14 protein-coding genes and 1 tRNA gene are annotated in these 15,883 nt (G+C 71.3%); 8 read left to right on the top strand and 7 right to left on the bottom strand.

Annotated elements, in window-relative coordinates; all coding sequences use genetic code 11:
- Window positions 1–15 precede the first annotated feature (15 nt).
- From MTO99_RS16895 to MTO99_RS16885, 3 genes are all read right to left on the bottom strand, one after another.
- Entirely contained in the window at window positions 16–906 is an 891-nt protein-coding gene (locus tag MTO99_RS16895) for a sugar ABC transporter permease (protein ID WP_243555074.1), read from the bottom strand.
- Entirely contained in the window at window positions 906–2,531 is a 1,626-nt protein-coding gene (locus MTO99_RS16890; RefSeq protein WP_243555072.1) for an ABC transporter permease subunit, read from the bottom strand. Before MTO99_RS16890 ends, MTO99_RS16895 begins: the two co-directional genes overlap by 1 nt.
- 127 nt (window positions 2,532–2,658) lie before the next feature.
- Window positions 2,659–3,894, bottom strand: a complete 1,236-nt coding sequence (locus MTO99_RS16885; RefSeq protein ID WP_243555070.1) for a sugar ABC transporter substrate-binding protein — start codon at window positions 3,892–3,894, stop codon at window positions 2,659–2,661.
- 175 nt (window positions 3,895–4,069) lie between these two features.
- Between MTO99_RS16885 and MTO99_RS16880 the strand changes: the two genes are divergently transcribed.
- A complete protein-coding gene (locus MTO99_RS16880) occupies window positions 4,070–5,779 on the top strand; it encodes a glycoside hydrolase family 13 protein (protein WP_243555068.1) in 1,710 nt (569 codons plus the stop codon).
- A gap of 136 nt (window positions 5,780–5,915) precedes the next feature.
- On the opposite strand, the gene MTO99_RS16875 is transcribed toward MTO99_RS16880, so the two are convergent.
- Window positions 5,916–6,983, bottom strand: coding sequence for a M23 family metallopeptidase (locus tag MTO99_RS16875; protein WP_243555066.1), 1,068 nt, complete (start codon window positions 6,981–6,983; stop codon window positions 5,916–5,918).
- Window positions 6,984–7,536: 553 nt separating this feature from the next.
- Here MTO99_RS16875 and MTO99_RS16870 point away from each other — a divergent pair.
- Entirely contained in the window at window positions 7,537–7,818 is a 282-nt protein-coding gene (locus MTO99_RS16870) for a hypothetical protein (protein WP_243555065.1), read from the top strand.
- Between the two features lie 582 nt (window positions 7,819–8,400).
- Here MTO99_RS16870 and MTO99_RS16865 read toward each other — a convergent pair.
- A complete protein-coding gene (locus MTO99_RS16865; protein WP_243555063.1) occupies window positions 8,401–9,225 on the bottom strand; it encodes an inositol monophosphatase family protein in 825 nt (274 codons plus the stop codon).
- A gap of 108 nt (window positions 9,226–9,333) precedes the next feature.
- Here MTO99_RS16865 and MTO99_RS16860 point away from each other — a divergent pair, with 108 nt between their 5' ends.
- The 5 genes from MTO99_RS16860 to MTO99_RS16840 all read left to right on the top strand — a co-directional run bounded on the left by MTO99_RS16860 (window position 9,334) and on the right by MTO99_RS16840 (window position 12,819).
- Window positions 9,334–9,957, top strand: coding sequence for a hypothetical protein (locus MTO99_RS16860; protein ID WP_243555061.1), 624 nt, complete (start codon window positions 9,334–9,336; stop codon window positions 9,955–9,957).
- Window positions 9,954–10,859 carry a hypothetical protein gene (locus tag MTO99_RS16855; protein ID WP_243555059.1) on the top strand — a complete coding sequence of 302 codons (906 nt, stop codon included), beginning with the start codon at window positions 9,954–9,956 and terminating at the stop codon, window positions 10,857–10,859. Before MTO99_RS16860 ends, MTO99_RS16855 begins: the two co-directional genes overlap by 4 nt.
- Before the next feature lie 67 nt (window positions 10,860–10,926).
- A complete protein-coding gene (locus MTO99_RS16850; RefSeq protein ID WP_243555057.1) occupies window positions 10,927–11,490 on the top strand; it encodes a hypothetical protein in 564 nt (187 codons plus the stop codon).
- A 34-nt stretch (window positions 11,491–11,524) separates the two neighbouring features.
- Window positions 11,525–12,142, top strand: coding sequence for a signal peptidase I (locus MTO99_RS16845; RefSeq protein WP_243555055.1), 618 nt, complete (start codon window positions 11,525–11,527; stop codon window positions 12,140–12,142).
- Window positions 12,143–12,186: 44 nt separating this feature from the next.
- Window positions 12,187–12,819, top strand: coding sequence for a hypothetical protein (locus MTO99_RS16840; protein WP_243555053.1), 633 nt, complete (start codon window positions 12,187–12,189; stop codon window positions 12,817–12,819).
- Here the strand turns inward: MTO99_RS16840 and MTO99_RS16835 are convergent.
- Together MTO99_RS16835 and MTO99_RS16830 are read right to left on the bottom strand one after the other, a co-directional pair.
- Window positions 12,807–12,891 (bottom strand) — tRNA-Tyr (locus MTO99_RS16835). The two genes, MTO99_RS16840 and MTO99_RS16835, sit on opposite strands and share 13 nt — an antisense overlap.
- Before the next feature lie 106 nt (window positions 12,892–12,997).
- Window positions 12,998–14,017 (bottom strand): LacI family DNA-binding transcriptional regulator, encoded by a 1,020-nt coding sequence (locus MTO99_RS16830; RefSeq protein WP_243555051.1) that lies wholly within the window; start codon window positions 14,015–14,017, stop codon window positions 12,998–13,000.
- Between the two features lie 127 nt (window positions 14,018–14,144).
- Between MTO99_RS16830 and MTO99_RS16825 the strand changes: the two genes are divergently transcribed.
- Window positions 14,145–15,839, top strand: coding sequence for a glycoside hydrolase family 13 protein (locus tag MTO99_RS16825; RefSeq protein ID WP_435520829.1), 1,695 nt, complete (start codon window positions 14,145–14,147; stop codon window positions 15,837–15,839).
- Window positions 15,840–15,883 lie beyond the last annotated feature (44 nt).

Raw genomic sequence — 15,883 nt, 5'->3', positions numbered from 1 at the left:
CCGAGGCGAACGACCCTACTTCACCGCACCCGCTGTCAGCCCGCCGACGATGTACTTCTGCAGGAACAGGAACAGCGCGACCACCGGCAGCGCCGACATGACCGCACCCGCCGAGAACGCACTCCAGTCGGCGTAGCGCGGGTTCGACACGAGCTTCGTGAGCCCGACGGCCAGCGTCTGCTTGTCGGTGTCGATGAGCAGCACGGATGCCACGACGAACTCGTTCACGCTCGTGATGAAGCTGAGCAGCGCGACCACCGCGAGGATCGGCGCGACCAGCCGCAGGATGATCGTGAAGAAGATACGGGCGTGGCCCGCGCCGTCGATCTTCGCGGCCTCGTCGATCGACGACGGCACCGTGTTGAAGAACCCGTACATGAGGTACGTGTTCACGCCGAGCGCGCCGCCGAGGTACACCATGATGAGCCCGATGTGCGTGTTCAGCCCGATCGCGGGGAACAGGTCGCCGATCGCGCTCATCAGCAGGAAGATCGCGACGACGGCCAGCAGCTGCGGGAACATCTGCACGACCACGATCGAGATCAGTCCGACCCGGCGCCCGGCGAACCGCATGCGCGAGAACGAGTACGCGGCGAGCGCGCCGAGGAACGTGGTCAGCACGGCCGTGATGCCGGCGATCATCAGCGTGTTGCCGAACCACTGCGCGAACGGCACCTGCGGGTCGGTGAGGATCCGCACGTAGCTGTCCAGCCCGATCGTCGAGAACAGCGCGTTCGACCCGGTCAGCGTGCCCTTCGGGTTGAGCGACGACGACAGCACGAACATCACCGGGAACAGCGAGAACACGACCATGACGACGCCGACGATGTGCCGCCAGCCGGTCGCGCGGAACCAGCGGTCGAACCGGAACGGCCGCCGGGCGATCGAGACGGATGCGTCGGCCATCAGTTCAGCTCCTCGAGGCTCTTGGTGCGGCGGAAGGCGATGATCGAGATCACCGCGACGATGATGAAGATGATGATCGAGTAGGCGCTGGCGAGCCCGTAATCGCGCATCTGCCCGGTGAACGCGACCTTGTAGACCATCGTGATGAGGATGTCGGTGAAGCCGACCGGGATCGGCGCGTTCGAGTCGCGCGGCCCGCCGTCGGTCAGCATGTAGATCACGTTGAAGTTGTTGAAGTTGAACGCGAACGATGCGATGAGCAGCGGCGCGACCGATACCAGCAGCAGCGGCAGCTTGATGAGCCGGAAGATCGCCCACGGCTTCGCGCCGTCGACGGTCGCCGCCTCCTGCAGCTCGTCGGGGATCGACTGCAGCGCACCCGTGCACACCAGGAACATGTACGGGAACCCGAGCCACAGGTTCACGAGCAGGATCGAGAACTTCGCGAGCGTCGGATCGGTGAGCCACGGGATGGACGCCCCGCCGAACAGCACCTGGTTGATGAAGCCGAAGCTCTGGTTCATCATGCCCGCCCAGATCAGCGCCGACAGGAACGACGGGATCGCATACGGGATGATCATCAGCACTCGGTAGAACTTGCGCCCGCGCATCCGCATGTCGTTGAAGACGATGGCGAGGAACAGACCGAGGAAGAAGGTGGATGCCACGCTCACGAGCGCGAACACGAACGTCCAGATCGTGACGTAGACGAGCGGGCCGGCGAGGCGGGTGTCGGTGACGGCGCGCACGAAGTTGTCGAAGCCGATCGTGATCTGCCAGCCGGGCAGCAGCTGCGAACCGTCCTCGGCGGTGAAGGCGCCCACGCCCGTGTCGGCGTAGACGGTGCCGGTGGTGAGGTCGGTCATGGTGCCGGCCGCCTCGTCGTACTCGAGGGTCGAGATGTACCGGTACCCGCTCGTGCCGTCGGGCGTGCGGATGGCGCCGTCGTTCGGGTCGTCCGAGTAGCGCACGGCGAGCGCGCTGACCTCGTCGGTGCGGGCCAGCACGTCGGCGAACTGCAGCGAGGTCCATCCGTCGGCGGTGACCGCCCGGTCGCCGTCGAACTCGGCGTCGACCTCGGTCAGCGGTTCGTCGTTGGTGCCGACGAACGCGTCACCCGACTCGGGGTCGGTGACCAGCAGCCCGAGGGTGCCCAGCCGGTCGACGACCGTGACGGGGTAGGTCGGCGAGTCCTCGACCCGCTCGAGCGACGACGCCATGAGCGACGACACGGCCTGCTCGCGGCTGCCGTTGTGGCCGGTGCCGTAGTTGGTGAAGGCGACGTAGCCCGTGTAGACGAGCACGAACACCTGGAACACCACGAGGAAGATGACCCCGGGCGTGAGGTACTTCGCGGGAAGCTTGCGCCTCGAGAAGTAGATCCAGTTGACGATCGCGGTGACCGCGACCACGATGGCGGCGACGACCCACTGCCCGGCGCCGGCGAGCACCAGGAGCGCGAACAGGGCGATGGCGTCGACGATCGCGAGCAGCAGCAGCTTGAGGACGAGCACCTTCCAGCCCCCGGATGCCGCGTCGGCGATGGCGGCAGCGCGTCGCTGCCGTTTCGTGGGGGGCGGGGCGGCAGCCTCGACCGCTGGATCGTTCTCGGTGATCATCGACATCCTGTGTTCCTCACAGCCATCCGCAGGTCGAGCAGCGCCCGAGCGAAGCGAGGACGCGTATCGAGACCCGGGACGGGCCTCGATACGCGGCCTCCTTCGTCGGTCGCTCCTCGACCGGCGATTCGGACTACCCTGCGATGGCCGCCTGCACGTCGGCGGTCAGCTTCTGCCAGGTCGACACGGGGTCGGCGCCGTTGATGATCTCGGCCTGCGCGATGCCCCAGTACTGCCAGACCGCACCCATGGCGGGGATGGCCGGCATCGGCACGGCGTCCGCGCCGACGGCGGCGAAGCCCGCGACGATCGGGTCGCTCGACGCGGTCTCGGCGGCGGCGCTCAGCGCCGGGAGGACGTTGCCGGCCTCGAACAGCTCGAGCTGCACGTCCTCGGTGCCGAGGTAGTTCACCAGGAAGTCGTTCGCGGCGACCTTGTTCTTCGACTCGGCCGAGACGAAGAAGCCCTTCACGCCGGCGAACGGCGAGGCGACCTGGTCGGTCGGGCTGGGGACGGGGTCGATCGCGACGTTGATGCCGGCGTCGACGGCCGCGCCGACGTTCCACGGGCCGGTGAGCCAGAACGCCGACTTGCCGGTGAGGAACGAGTCCTTGGCGATGTCGCCGTCGATGTCGGTGTTGAACACACCGGTGCCGTTCTTGCCCTGGCTGCCCAGCCACGTCGCGAACTGCTCGCCGCCGGCGTTGCCGATCTGCAGGTCGTCGGGGTTGTAGCCGTTCTCGTCGGAGCCGAACACGGGCGCACCGAACGCGGTCTGGAACGGGTAGAGGTGGTACGGGTTGCCCTCGGCGCCCTGCTCGACGACGAACGGCTGGGTGAGGCCGGCGGCCTGGCCCTTGGCGATCATGTCGTCGAAGTTCGCGGCGGGCTCGGGAACGAGGTCGGCGTTGCGCAGCACGGCGATGTTCTCGACCGCGTACGGCAGCATGTAGACGGTGCCCTCGTAGGTCGACGCGTCGATCGCGACCTGGAGGTAGTCGGCGGCCGAGTCGCCGAGCTCGAGCGGGGCGACGACGCCGTTGGTCGAGAGCTCGCCCAGCCAGTCGTGCGCGCCCATGACCACGTCGGGGCCCTTGCCGGTGGGCGCCTGCTGGATGAAGTCGTCCTTGATGTCGGCGTTGTCCTTGCCGACCAGGTCGACCTTCACGCCGGTCTTCTCAGTGTAGGCGTCGGCTGCGCCCTGCAGTGCGTCCACGCGCTCGGCGTCGACCCAGACGGTCAGCGTGCTCGAAGCGGACTCGTTCGCGTTCGACGAACCGTCGTCGCCGCCGGCGCAGCCCGCGAGACCGAGCGTCGCGACGACCGCGACAGCCCCGGCAGCGAGCAGGCTCTTCGTGTTCACCCTCATTGGTGTGCCCTTCGTTCGTGGGTGCAAGCTTGGTGCAAGCGATTACAGGTATAGCCTGCCGAGCGCTCGGATCCAAACCCGGAAGTCCCCATCGATACCGGTTTGTAACGTGTGCGCGACGCGACAGACCTGCAAGCGTTTCCAGTCAGCCGGATGGTGCCGTACAGTTTTCGGCATGACTTCCGACTGGTGGCGTACCGCCGCGATCTACCAGATCTATCCCCGCTCCTTCGCCGACGCGAACGGCGACGGCATGGGGGATCTGGCCGGCATCACCTCGCGCCTCGGGTCGCTGCAGGAGCTCGGCATCGACGCGATCTGGCTCTCGCCGTTCTACACCTCGCCCCAGAAGGACGCCGGCTACGACGTCGCCGACTACTGCGACATCGACCCGCTGTTCGGCACCCTCGCCGACTTCGACGCCATGCTCGCCGAGGCGCACGCCCGAGGCATCCGGGTCATCGTCGACCTCGTCCCGAACCACTCGTCCGACCGCCACGAGTGGTTCCAGGCCGCGCTCGCCGCCGCGCCCGGCAGCGCCGAGCGCGCCCGCTACCTCTTCCGCGACGGCCGCGGCGCCGACGGCGAACTGCCGCCCAACAACTGGGAGTCGGTCTTCGGCGGCCGCGCCTGGACCCGCGTCACCGAGCCCGACGGCACGCCCGGCCAGTGGTACCTGCACCTGTTCGACTCGTCGCAGCCCGACTTCGACTGGCAGAACGAGGAGGTGCGCGAGGAGTTCCGCCGCATCCTGCGCTTCTGGCTCGACCGCGGCGTCGACGGCTTCCGCGTCGACGTCGCCCACGGACTCATCAAGGCCGACGGCCTGCCCGACTGGACCCCGGCCGAGGGCGCCGGATCCATGGGCGGCGCCGGCGGCGTCTCGGACACGCTCGGCGACGAGGCATCCGGAGTCGCCCTCGAACCCGAGATCAGCGAAGAAGAAGGCGACGGCGCCCCGTACTGGGCGCAGGAGGGCGTGCACGAGGTCTACCGCGACTGGCGGAAGCTGCTCGACGAGTACCCCGGCGAGCGCATCCTCGCCGCTGAGGCCTGGGTCGACCCGCTGTCGAAGGTCGCCAAGTGGGTGCGGCCCGACGAGATGCACCAGTCGTTCAACTTCGCCTACCTCGAGACGCCGTGGAAGGCCGCCGCGCTGCGCAAGGTCATCGACGAGTCGCTCGCCGCGTTCGGCTCGGTCGGCGCACCGTCGACCTGGGTGCTCTCGAACCACGACGTCGTGCGGCATGCGACCCGGCTCTCGGTGACCGCCGACAACCCGCAGGGCCACGGCCTCGGGCCGCGCTCGCAGGGCATCCCCGAGTACGCTCCCGGTCTGCGCCGCGCCCGCGCCGCGACCGCGCTCATGCTCGCGCTGCCCGGCTCGGTCTACCTCTACCAGGGCGAGGAGCTCGGCCTGCCCGAGGTCATCGACCTGCCCGACGAGGCCCGGCAGGACCCGACCTGGTTCCGTACGAACGGCGAGCGCTACGGTCGCGACGGATGCCGCGTGCCGCTGCCCTGGGAGGCCGCCGCGCCGTCCTACGGCTTCGGACCGTCGGATGCCGCGTGGCTGCCGCAGCCCGCGCAGTGGGCCGAGCTCGCGCGCGACCGGCAGACCGGCGACCCGCGCTCGACGCTCTCGCTCTACCGCGACGCCCTGGCGCTGCGCCGCTCGCTCGACCTCGGTGCGGGTGCGCTCGCCTGGGCGACCGACCTCGGCCTGCCGTCCGACGTGGTGGCGTTCCGCAACGCCGGCGTGCTCGTGGTGGCGAACACCGGCACGAGCCCGGTCGCGCTGCCGGCGGGCGAGGTCCTGCTCGCCTCCGAGCCCCTCGCCGACGGCACCCTGCCGGCCGACACCACCGCCTGGCTCCGCGCGTAGCGCCGGCGGCGCGCCGCCGCGGCCGGCCGGCCCGCGCCCGCGCGCCCGCGCGCCCGGCGTTCCAGGCACCGTCTTCAGTCCGAGGCAACGAATCCGTCGCCGCCGACTGAAGACGGTGCCTCGAACGGTTCGGCGCTTAGTTCGTGTTCTCGTAGAGCCACTCGAGCGGGTCGACCCACTCGCCGTTGATGCCGCCGATGCGGATCTCGAAGTGCAGGTGGGGGCCGGTCGACATGCCGGTCGATCCGGTGTTGCCGACGACGTCGCCGACCTTCACCGGGTCGCCGATCTCGAAGCGCCGCGAGCCGTACTGCATGTGCGCGTAGACGCTGGTGATGACCTGGCCGTCGATCACGTGGTCGATCATCGTGACCACGCCGAGCGAGCCGCCCGAGTCGGTCGACTCCGACACCACGCCGTCGGCGATCGCCTGGATCTCGGCCCCGTAACCGGGGTTGAAGTCCTGCCCGTGGTGGTCTTCCGAGCAGCCGGCGCAGTCGCGGTAGCCGAACCGGTCGCCGATGTGCACGCCGACCTTGAACGGCCACTGGATGGTGCCGAGCGGGTTGTTCGTGAACGTCGCCTCGGGGCGGATGCCGGCCGCAGCCGCATACTCCTCGATCGACTGGTGCTGGTATCCGTCGCGATCGATCGTCGGTGTGGCGAGTTCGTCGCCGTCGAGGGCGAGGCTCTGCCGACCCTGCTTGGTGCTCGTGGCGCTCAGCGCGAGCGCCTGCACGTCTTCGGGGGTGAGCAGCGAGAGCGCCGGCACCGAGGTGGCGAGTGCGAGGCCCGCGGCCAGGCCCATCGAGGCGATCGCGCGCACCGCGCGAGCCCGCCGGCGACCGACCGGAGCAGCGGGGCGCGGGGCGGGTGCGGCCGCACGGGCCGCACGGGCTCGCTCGGAACGGTTCGGCTCGGACGGTTCGGATGCCTCGACCCGCCTGGGCCGCGTCGCAGCATCGGGACGACCCGATTCGGCCCGCCCGTGCTCGGGGCGCGCGACCTCGCCGAACAGGGCGTCGAGTCCCGACACCGCGGGGGATTCGGTGATCGCCGCCGCCGAGATCGCCAGGTCGACCTCGCGCACGGCATCGGATGCTTCACTGTCGCGTCGCCGCACGCGACGCTCGATCGACGGTGCGGATGCTCCGGGGCCGCCGTCGAGCCCGAACAACGCGTCGAACGTGAGGGCGGGGCGCACCTCGGGTGCGGCGGGGAGGGCGGCACCGGCGGGAGCGGGGGCGGCTGCAGTCGCGGGAGCGGCCGCAGAAGCGGGAGCGGATGCAGTCGCGGGAGTGGAAGCGGCCGCCCGACGACCCGCGGGCGCGGAACTGGCGGCCGAGGCCCGGGAATCGGCAGACGCAGCGCCCGGGGCCGAAGGACCGGCGGAACCGGAAGCAGCGGTCGGGGCCGAACGACCGGCGGGACCGGCAGCAGCCGGCGCCTGAGGTCCGGCGGGAGCGGAAGCGGCCGCCGGGGCCGAAGAACCGGCGGGACCGGAAGCAGCGCCCGGCGACGAAGGACCGGCGGGGCCGACCGCAGGACGACCCGCGGGCGCGGAACCGGCGGCCGAGGAGCCGGCAGGCGCGGCGGCAGGCGCAGCAGACGGGGCGGCGGAAGCTGCCGCAGGCGCAGCAGACGGGCCACCGGCCGGAGGACCGGAACGAGCCGGCGGCTGAGGCGCTACGCGCGGCACGGGTGCGTGCAACGGCGCGGAGGGCCGTTCCCCGGACGACGCCGCCTGCTGGGGCGCCGTGGGTTCGGCCGACGGGTTCGCCGCTCGGCGCGAGACGGCGGGCGGCGGCGAGACCGGCGGGCGCGATGCGGCAGGGCCGGAGAGCGACCCCGCCGACGCGTACTGCGGCGGTTGCGCCTGCGGCGCCGACGGCTGGACGACCGGTTGCTGCGGAGCCGGCTGGGGTGCGGCCTGCGGCTGCACGCCGGCCGACCCGTGCGACGGCATCGCGGGCGGGGCGGCGAACGAGCCGTGCGGCGCCGACATCTGCGGTGCCGACATCTGCGGTGCCGAGGCGTGAGGCGCAGACGCCTGCGGCGCGTTCGACGACGGCTGCGACACCGGCAGCGCAGCCGCGGCACCCGATGCCTGGCCGTTGGCGCGCTCGGCCGCGAGCCGTGCTTCGCGTCGTGACACCGGCCGTACGACGGGCGCCGACGGCGCGACCGGCTCGGGCGACCAGGTCGGGCCTCCCACCCCGGTTTCTCCAGGTGACGGCGGCAGCACCCCGGCGGCGACCATCGCCGCGGCGCCGGCCCGGGCCGCCTCGCGCTCACGCAGTTCTCGACGCGTCAACGGTCGACCCGGCCCTGAGGGTGCGGCGTTCGCATCCGCACCGGGGGGCGTGAAGCCGTGCATGCGGTGCTCAGGCACGAGGGGGGACTCGGGCACGAGGTGGAACCTTCGGCGTAGGGGGCGGTCGGAGCTGGGAGGTGAGCATCCCGACACTGCGCCGAGATAACGGATCGGTAAAGCGTACCCCGAAGGCCTCCCCCACGCCATGCGGAGAACTCGCTTCGGCATCCGCCCGAAGCATCCGCCTGAAGCATCCGCCGGAGCATCCGCCCGAAGCATCCGCCGGTCGGTGCGCTTCGCGCCCGACTCAGCCGATCTCGACCAACGCAGCAGTGAGCTCGTCGAAGAGGCCCGGGGCGGCCGCGACGAGCAGTTCCGCGCTCTCGCGTGCGCCGTCGAGCCCGCCGACGGTCGCGCCCGCCTCGCGCGCGATGAGCGCACCCGCCGCATGATCCCACGGGTTGAGTCCGCGCTCGTAGAACGCGTCGAGCCGGCCGGCGGCGAGCGCGCAGAGGTCGAGTGCGGCCGAGCCGATCCGGCGGATGTCCCGAACCTGCGGCAGCAGACCCGACACGACCCGCGCCTGCTCGCGACGGCGCTCCGCCGCGTAGCCGAATCCCGTGCCGACGAGCGCCTGGTCGAGCGGCACCCCCGTGTTCACCGCGAGCGGTTCGCCCGCGAGGCGCGCACCGCCGCCGAGGCTCGCTTCGAACGCCTCCCCGGTGACGGGGTTGACCACGATGCCGGCCAGCGCCGTCCACACACCGGGATCGGGCGCGCCCTCGACGACCGCGATGCTGATCGCCCACGCCGGGATTCCGTAGAGGAAGTTCACCGTGCCGTCGATCGGATCGACGACCCAGTTCAGACCGGTCGTGCCCTCACGGGTCGCGTCCTCTTCGCCGAGCACGCCGTCGTCGGGCCGCGCCTCGAGGATGAGCGTGCGGATCATCGCCTCGGTCGCCCGATCGACGGCGGTCACGATGTCGGTCGGGGTCGACTTCGTCGCCTCGACGCTCACCCCGCCTCGACGGGACTCGAGCGCGAAGCCGGCGGCCCGTACGGCGATATCGCGCGTCAGGTCGAGCAGGTCGGCGGGAGACGGGCGGTCGGATGCTGCGGAGCTGGTCACCTCTCCACGGTAGCCGTGGCCCCGGTGGAACTCGATCGAAGCCGTACGAACCCCCTTGGCAGCGGGCTTCACCGCCTGCGACACTTCTCGTACGAGCTATCTGGGGGGATGCGCGTGAGAGCGACGGCGCCGGACGCGGGGGGCACACCCTCCCCCCGGCGTCGCGCGCTCGTCGCAGGGCTCGCCGTCGCCGCGACCGTGGTCGCCGTGGGCGGCGCCGTCGCCACCACCGCGGCATGGAACGACCAGGTCTCGTTCGGCGCGACCGCGGTCGCCTCCGACGCCGGGTTCGACATCCGGGCCCGGACCCTCGTGCCGAGCGACGACGGGACGGGGGACTTGGTGCTCGGCGATTGGGTCGACATCGGACTGCCCGGCAACCCCGACACCGACACCTTCGGCGAGGAGCTGGTGACGGCGCCCGTCGAGGGCGTGCAGCCCGACTCGAACTACGCCGTCCCGATCTACCTCTGCAACGCCGGCGATGTCGATGCGACCATCGTCGACGCCGAGCTCGTCACCGCGGACGTGCTCGTAGAGCAGGACAGCGTCAACGTCGACACGATCAGCATCGGCACGGTGATCCCCCGGAACTCGTGCAATGACGACGACGACCAGGTGGTCGGGCACATCCAGTTCACGACGACCGAGATGGATGCCACGGGCAACTGGTCTTGGGACGCCAGCGAGGAGATCCACATCCGCATCTTCTGTCGGGCGAGCGCGCCGTGAGCCGACAGCGGAACGACTCGGTGCGCCGCACGGTTCGTGCGACGATCGGCACGCTCGGTGCGTTCGCCGTCGTCGCCGCGGCCACACTCGCGCTGCCGACGATCGCGGCCTGGGAGGACCGCGGGCGCACGCATGTCCCCGTCTTCTCCGCCGAGAACCCGCCGCCGCCGATCGACGACGACCTGCCGATCACGGCGGGCGCGGACACCGAGCTCGCGAGCGAAGACCCGACCGAGTGGGTGTGGACGACTACCGAGGGTGCGCAAGGACCTGGACCGAAGAACTTCTGCGTTGCTCTCGGGGTGACGACCACGACGGACGAGCCTTCGCCATGGGAACTCGTGCTGCATCTGAGCGAGCCTCCCTGGGACTGGACTGCGCCGTTCACCGACGGCATGCTCACGATCTGGTTCAGCCCGCCCTTCCTTCTTGAAAAGGACCAGAACTTCGCGGAGAACGGGCTCGTGTACCTGCGGGCGGGCAACGCATCAGCCCACTGGGCGTCGAAGACCTCGCAGTACACGGTGCGCCTGTGCGCGAACACGGGTACGCCCGCCTGGCAGCCACCCGGCACCGACACGTACGAGATCACCGAGACCACGCTCAAGGTGACGGCCGACAATCGCCCAGAGGTGTCGCTGAGGATCACGGGGCGCACCTGGTACTTCATCGGGTACACCGCGACGTTCAACTGGAGAGACCTGCTCGACCGAGAGCTCGATCTCACGAATATCACCCAAGAGCAGTACGACGCATGGCTGCCCATCGTGAACTGGTACGGCACAGCCTCGGGACAGACCGGCGCCAACTACAACGTCACCGTAACGCCGTACAACGAGTTCGACACCTTCATCAGCGACCAAGCTGACGTCGCGCTCACCGTCGTCGGGAATCCGAACTGACTCGAGCCGATACGCACCCGACCACCACGAACCGGAGCCATCCGGCCATAACAAGGGGGAACGAGAAATGAACACGCAGAACCAGACGTCGCGGCGCACCCGCGTCCTGAAGATCGCGCTCGCCGGCATCGCCGTCGCCGGCATCGGCGCCGCCCTCACCACGGCCGCCTGGACCGACGACGTCCTCTTCAGCGCCGACGCGACCGCGTCGAGCTTCGACCTGCAGGGCGCGGCGAACCCCAGCGGTGGCCCCTGCGACGACAGCCTCACCTACGGCGACGAGGGTCTGTCGACCCCCGACGTCGCGATCGACATCACCACCGAGGGCGAGCTCGGCGCGCTCGCGCCGGGCGAGGTGTATGAGGTGCCGTTCTGCCTCTACAACGACGGGTCGCTCGCCGGAACGCTGACCGGCCCCGAGACGATCACGGTCGAGGGCACGCTCGTCGAGGGGAACTACCTGTCTGCGGACGACCTGGAAGTGACGCTCGACGCAACCACCATCGCCGCAGGCGGCTACGTCGGCGGCACGCTGACGGTCACGACGCCCGCCGAATGGGACGACGACGCCTTCGAAGACGAGGCGCACATCTCGTTCACCGTGACCGGCGAGTCCACCACCACCCCGTGAGCACGCCCCGCACCGACCCGAAGCGGTGACGCGCGTGACCGTCCTGCGCCGCATCGGCGGCATCCTGAGTTGGGTGCTCGCCGCCGTCGGCGTGCTCGCGGGCGCCCTGTGGATCGCCACGAGCGCGGGTCTCGTGCAACCGCTCATCGTGGTGTCGGGTTCGATGGAGCCGGGCATCCGCGTCGGCGATCTGCTGATCGCCGTGCCCGAGGCGGCCGACGACGTCGAGCCGGGCAGCATCGCGACCCTGCCGAATCCGCAGACGGGCACGCTCGTGACGCACCGCGTGCTCGAGGTCGCCCCCGTCGACGACGGCTACGAGATCACGATGCAGGGCGATGCGAACGGGGTCGCCGATCCGGTTCCGTATCGCGTCGCGGCCGACGCGAGCGTGTGGCATCCGGCCCTCGTCCTGCCGGGCGTGGGCACGGTCTTCGACCGCATCGCGCGACCGGGGGTGGCGGTGCCGCTGCTGGTGACGGTCGGCGCGCTCATGCTGCTCGCCGCGCTGCCCGGCGGGCGCGCTCGTGGCCGCCACGCGTTCGGCACTGACGCCGACACCGCCGAAGCCACCGAGCCCGCCACCGAGCCCGCCCCGCCCGGCACTCCGCCCGAGCCCGCGATCATGCCGAAGGAGGAGATCCGCCGATGAGGATGCCCCGTGCCCGAGGTCGATCCGGCCGGACGCGCGCCGGCGTGGCCGCGACGCTCATCGGCGTCGCGCTCGCCACGGGCACGGCGATGCCGGCGTCGGCCGCCGCCGCCGCGCCACTCGTGTTCGAACTGCATTTCGCCGATCTCGTTCCCGGCGAATCGCAGACCGAGTCGGCGTCGTTCACCCTGCCACGGGCGGGCGACCTCGTCGGCTTCGAGTGGCTCGATCGCGAGGGCGTGATGGTCGTCGTCGACCTCGACGCGGCGGCGTGCGACCCGTCGGGCGCGTGCACCGACCTCGATCCGCTGGCGTCGCCCGTGCCATTCGCCGCGGGCACGGTCGAGATTCGGGTCACGGCGACCATGACGCGCGCGAACCCCGCCTCGACGGGCAGCGTCGTGGGCCGGCTGACCTTCACCGGTCAGGACCCGGCACCGGGCCCGCTCGGGCCGACGGGTGTCGACGCCCTGATGCTCGCGCTGTGGGCGGCCGCGGCCGCGTCGGTCGGCGCGGTCGTGTTCCGCCTGCGCCGCCCCGAAGCGGCTCCGGCGCGGAGCGGCGAACGTCGGAACGACGAACGCCAGAACGACGAACACCGGAACAGCGAACGTCGGAACGACGAACGCCGGAACGACGAAGGCCCGGTCGAAGACCGGGCCCGTGGTGGCGAGTGAGGGATTCGAACCCCCGAAGTCGATGACAGCTGATTTACAGTCAGATCCCTTTGGCCGCTTGGGTAACTCGCCATTCGCACCCGACCGCGTTCTGCACACAACCGGGGGCCAGACAAGAATACCCGCCGACTCGTGCAGGGCGAAATCAGCCCGATCCCAGCCGGCCCCCGGCCGATGCTCAGCCTCGGGGCGGCGGCGTCGGTGCTGCGGCGACCGACTCCCGCACCTCGAGACGCACGGGCAGTTCGACCTCGCCGGCGGCCTCGGTGCCGTCGATCTCGCCGAGCAGCATGCGCGCCGCGACCGCGACCTTCTCGCCCAGGTCCTGCGCGACGGTGGTGAGCCGGGGTCGCACGTAGAGCCCGAGGTCGAGGTTGTCGAAGCCGACGACCGAGACATCCTCGGGCACGGATGCCCCGCCGTCGCGCAGTCCGGCCATGATGCCGACGGCGAGCACGTCGGCGGTGGCGAACGCCCCGGTCACGTCGGGGAACCGTGAGCGCAGGGAACGCCCGAGTTCCAGGCCGTCCTCGTACGTCGTGTTGACGGCGACGGTCTCGGCCGTGGCATCCGGGACCTCGGCGACGGCGGCGGTGAACCCGTCGTGGCGGCGGCGCACGACGCCGCTCGCGCCGAAGGCGGGCCCGGCGAACAGCAGCCGACGGTGGCCGTGTTCGAGCAGGTGCTGCGCGGCGAGCCGCCCGCCGCCGACGTCGTCGCTGCGCACGCCGGTGGCGCGGGGGTTGAGCGAGTAGCTGTCGACGGCGAGCAGCGGCACGCCGTGCGCGGGCAGCGCGTCGATCTCGGCGTCGAGGAACCCGAGCAGCACCGCGCCGTCGAGGCCCCACTCCTGCACGGCCTGGCCGACCTCGGCGGGTTCGGTGATGCCGCGCAGCAGCACGTGGTAGCCGGCTTGGCGCAGCTGCCGTTCGATGCCGCCGATGACGGCGACGTGGTGCGGGCTCATGGTGAGCATGTCGCCCTCGGCGACGGGCACGAGCACGCCGACGGTGCGCGAGCGGCTGGCGGCGAGGCTGCGGGCCGACGCGTTCGCGACGTAGCCGCGGGCGGCGACGATGCCCTGCACTCGATCGATGGTGGCCTGCGAGACGCGGGCGGTCTTGCCGTTGACGACGTTCGACACGGTCATGACGCTGACGCCCGCCTCTTCGGCGATGTCCTTCAGCGTGACGGCCATCCCGTTCCCCTCTCGTCGGATCAGTGTAGGGGTCGCGCTTGACATCGCGACAATGCGCCGCGTACGCTCGCCCATCAGATTGGTGTAGCGCTAAACCTAGCGCACCGGAAAGGACCACGTGAGCTCGCTGTCGAGCCCCGAGACGCGCGTCGCCGACGCGCTCACCACCGCGACCAGGGCGGATGCCCCGTGGTGGGCCGACGCGGTCGTCTACCAGGTGTACGTGCGCAGCTTCGCCGACGCGAACGGCGACGGCACGGGCGACCTCGAGGGCGTGCTCGCCCACCTCGACCACCTCGAGTCCCTCGGCGTCGACGCGATCTGGTTCACCCCCTGGTACGCCTCCCCCATGGCCGACGGCGGCTACGACGTCGCCGACTACCGCGCGATCGACCCCGCCTTCGGCGACCTCGCCACCGCCGAGCGGCTCATCGCCGAGGCATCCGCCCGTGGCATCCGCACCATCGTCGACATCGTGCCGAACCACGTGAGCGACCGGCATCCCTGGTTCCAGGCCGCGCTCGCGGCCGAGCCGGGCAGCGACGAGCGCGCCCGGTTCTGGTTCCGCCCCGGCCGCGGCGCCTGCGGCGAACTTCCGCCCACCGAGTGGGTCTCGAGCTTCGGCGGCCCGACCTGGACGCGCACCACCGACCCCGACGGCCGGCCCGGCGAGTGGTACCTGCACGTGTTCAGCCCCGCCCAGCCCGACCTGAACTGGAACCACCCCGCCGTGCGCGCCGAGCACGAGGAAGTGCTGCGGTTCTGGTTCGACCGCGGAGCGGCGGGCATCCGGGTGGACTCCGCCGCGATGCTGGTGAAGGATGCCTCGCTGCCGGTCGCTCCCGCGGCCGCCGGCGACCCCGACCACCCGCACCTCGACCGCGACGGCGTGCACGAGATCTACCGCGCCTGGCGCGCCGTCGCCGACGAGTACGACGACCCGCGCCTGCTCGTCGGCGAGGTGTGGCTCGCCGACCCCGCGCGCTTCGCGCGCTACCTGCGCGACGACGAGCTGCACGGCGCGTTCAACTTCGAGTTCATGACCAAGCCGTGGGATGCCGCCGCGCTGCGCGCGACCATCGCCGAGACGCTCGACTGGCACGAAGGGCTGAGCGCGACGCCGACCTGGGCGCTGTCGAACCACGACCTCACCCGCCCGGCCACCCGCTACGGCCGCGCCGACTCGTCGTTCTCGTTCGAGCAGAAGCGCTTCGGCACGCCGACCGACCACGCCCGCGGCCTCGCGCGCGCTCGCGCGGCCGCCATGCTGGCCGCGTTCCTGCCCGGTTCGCTCTACATCTATCAGGGCGACGAGCTCGGCCTGCCCGAGGTCGAGGACCTGCCCGACGAGCTGCGCGAAGACCCGATGTTCGCGCGCAGCGGCGGCGTCGACCCCGGGCGAGACGGATGCCGCGTGCCGCTGCCGTGGACGCCGGCCGGCGCCTCGCTCGGCTTCTCGCCGACGGGCGCCGCCTGGCTGCCGCAACCCGCGGAGTGGGCCGGGCTCTCGGTCGAGGCGCAGGCGCGCGACGAGGCATCCACCCTGTCGCTCTATCGACGGATGCTCCGGCTGCGCCGCGACCTCGTCCGCGAAGGGCGCGAGGCGGGCGCGGGTCTGGCGGACTTCGCCTGGGCGGAGCATCCCGACCCCGACGTCATCGCGCTGCGGCGCGGAGACATCCTGCACCTCACCAACCTCGGCAGCCGGCCCACCGCGCTGCCGCCGCACCGCGACCTGCTGCTCGCGAGCACCCCCGACGCCCGGAACCACCTCGAGAGGAAGGAGCTGCCCGCCGACACCTCGGTCTGGCTCCGCACCTGACGAGCCGCACACACCATCCACGCAGCCGCCGGCTGCGACACTCT

The organism is Agromyces larvae (assembly GCF_022811705.1).
In the GTDB taxonomy this organism is placed as follows: Bacteria; Actinomycetota; Actinomycetes; order Actinomycetales; family Microbacteriaceae; genus Agromyces; species Agromyces larvae.
Note: the sequence above shows the minus strand (reverse complement) of the source record. Positions and strands in the feature narration are given on the sequence as shown.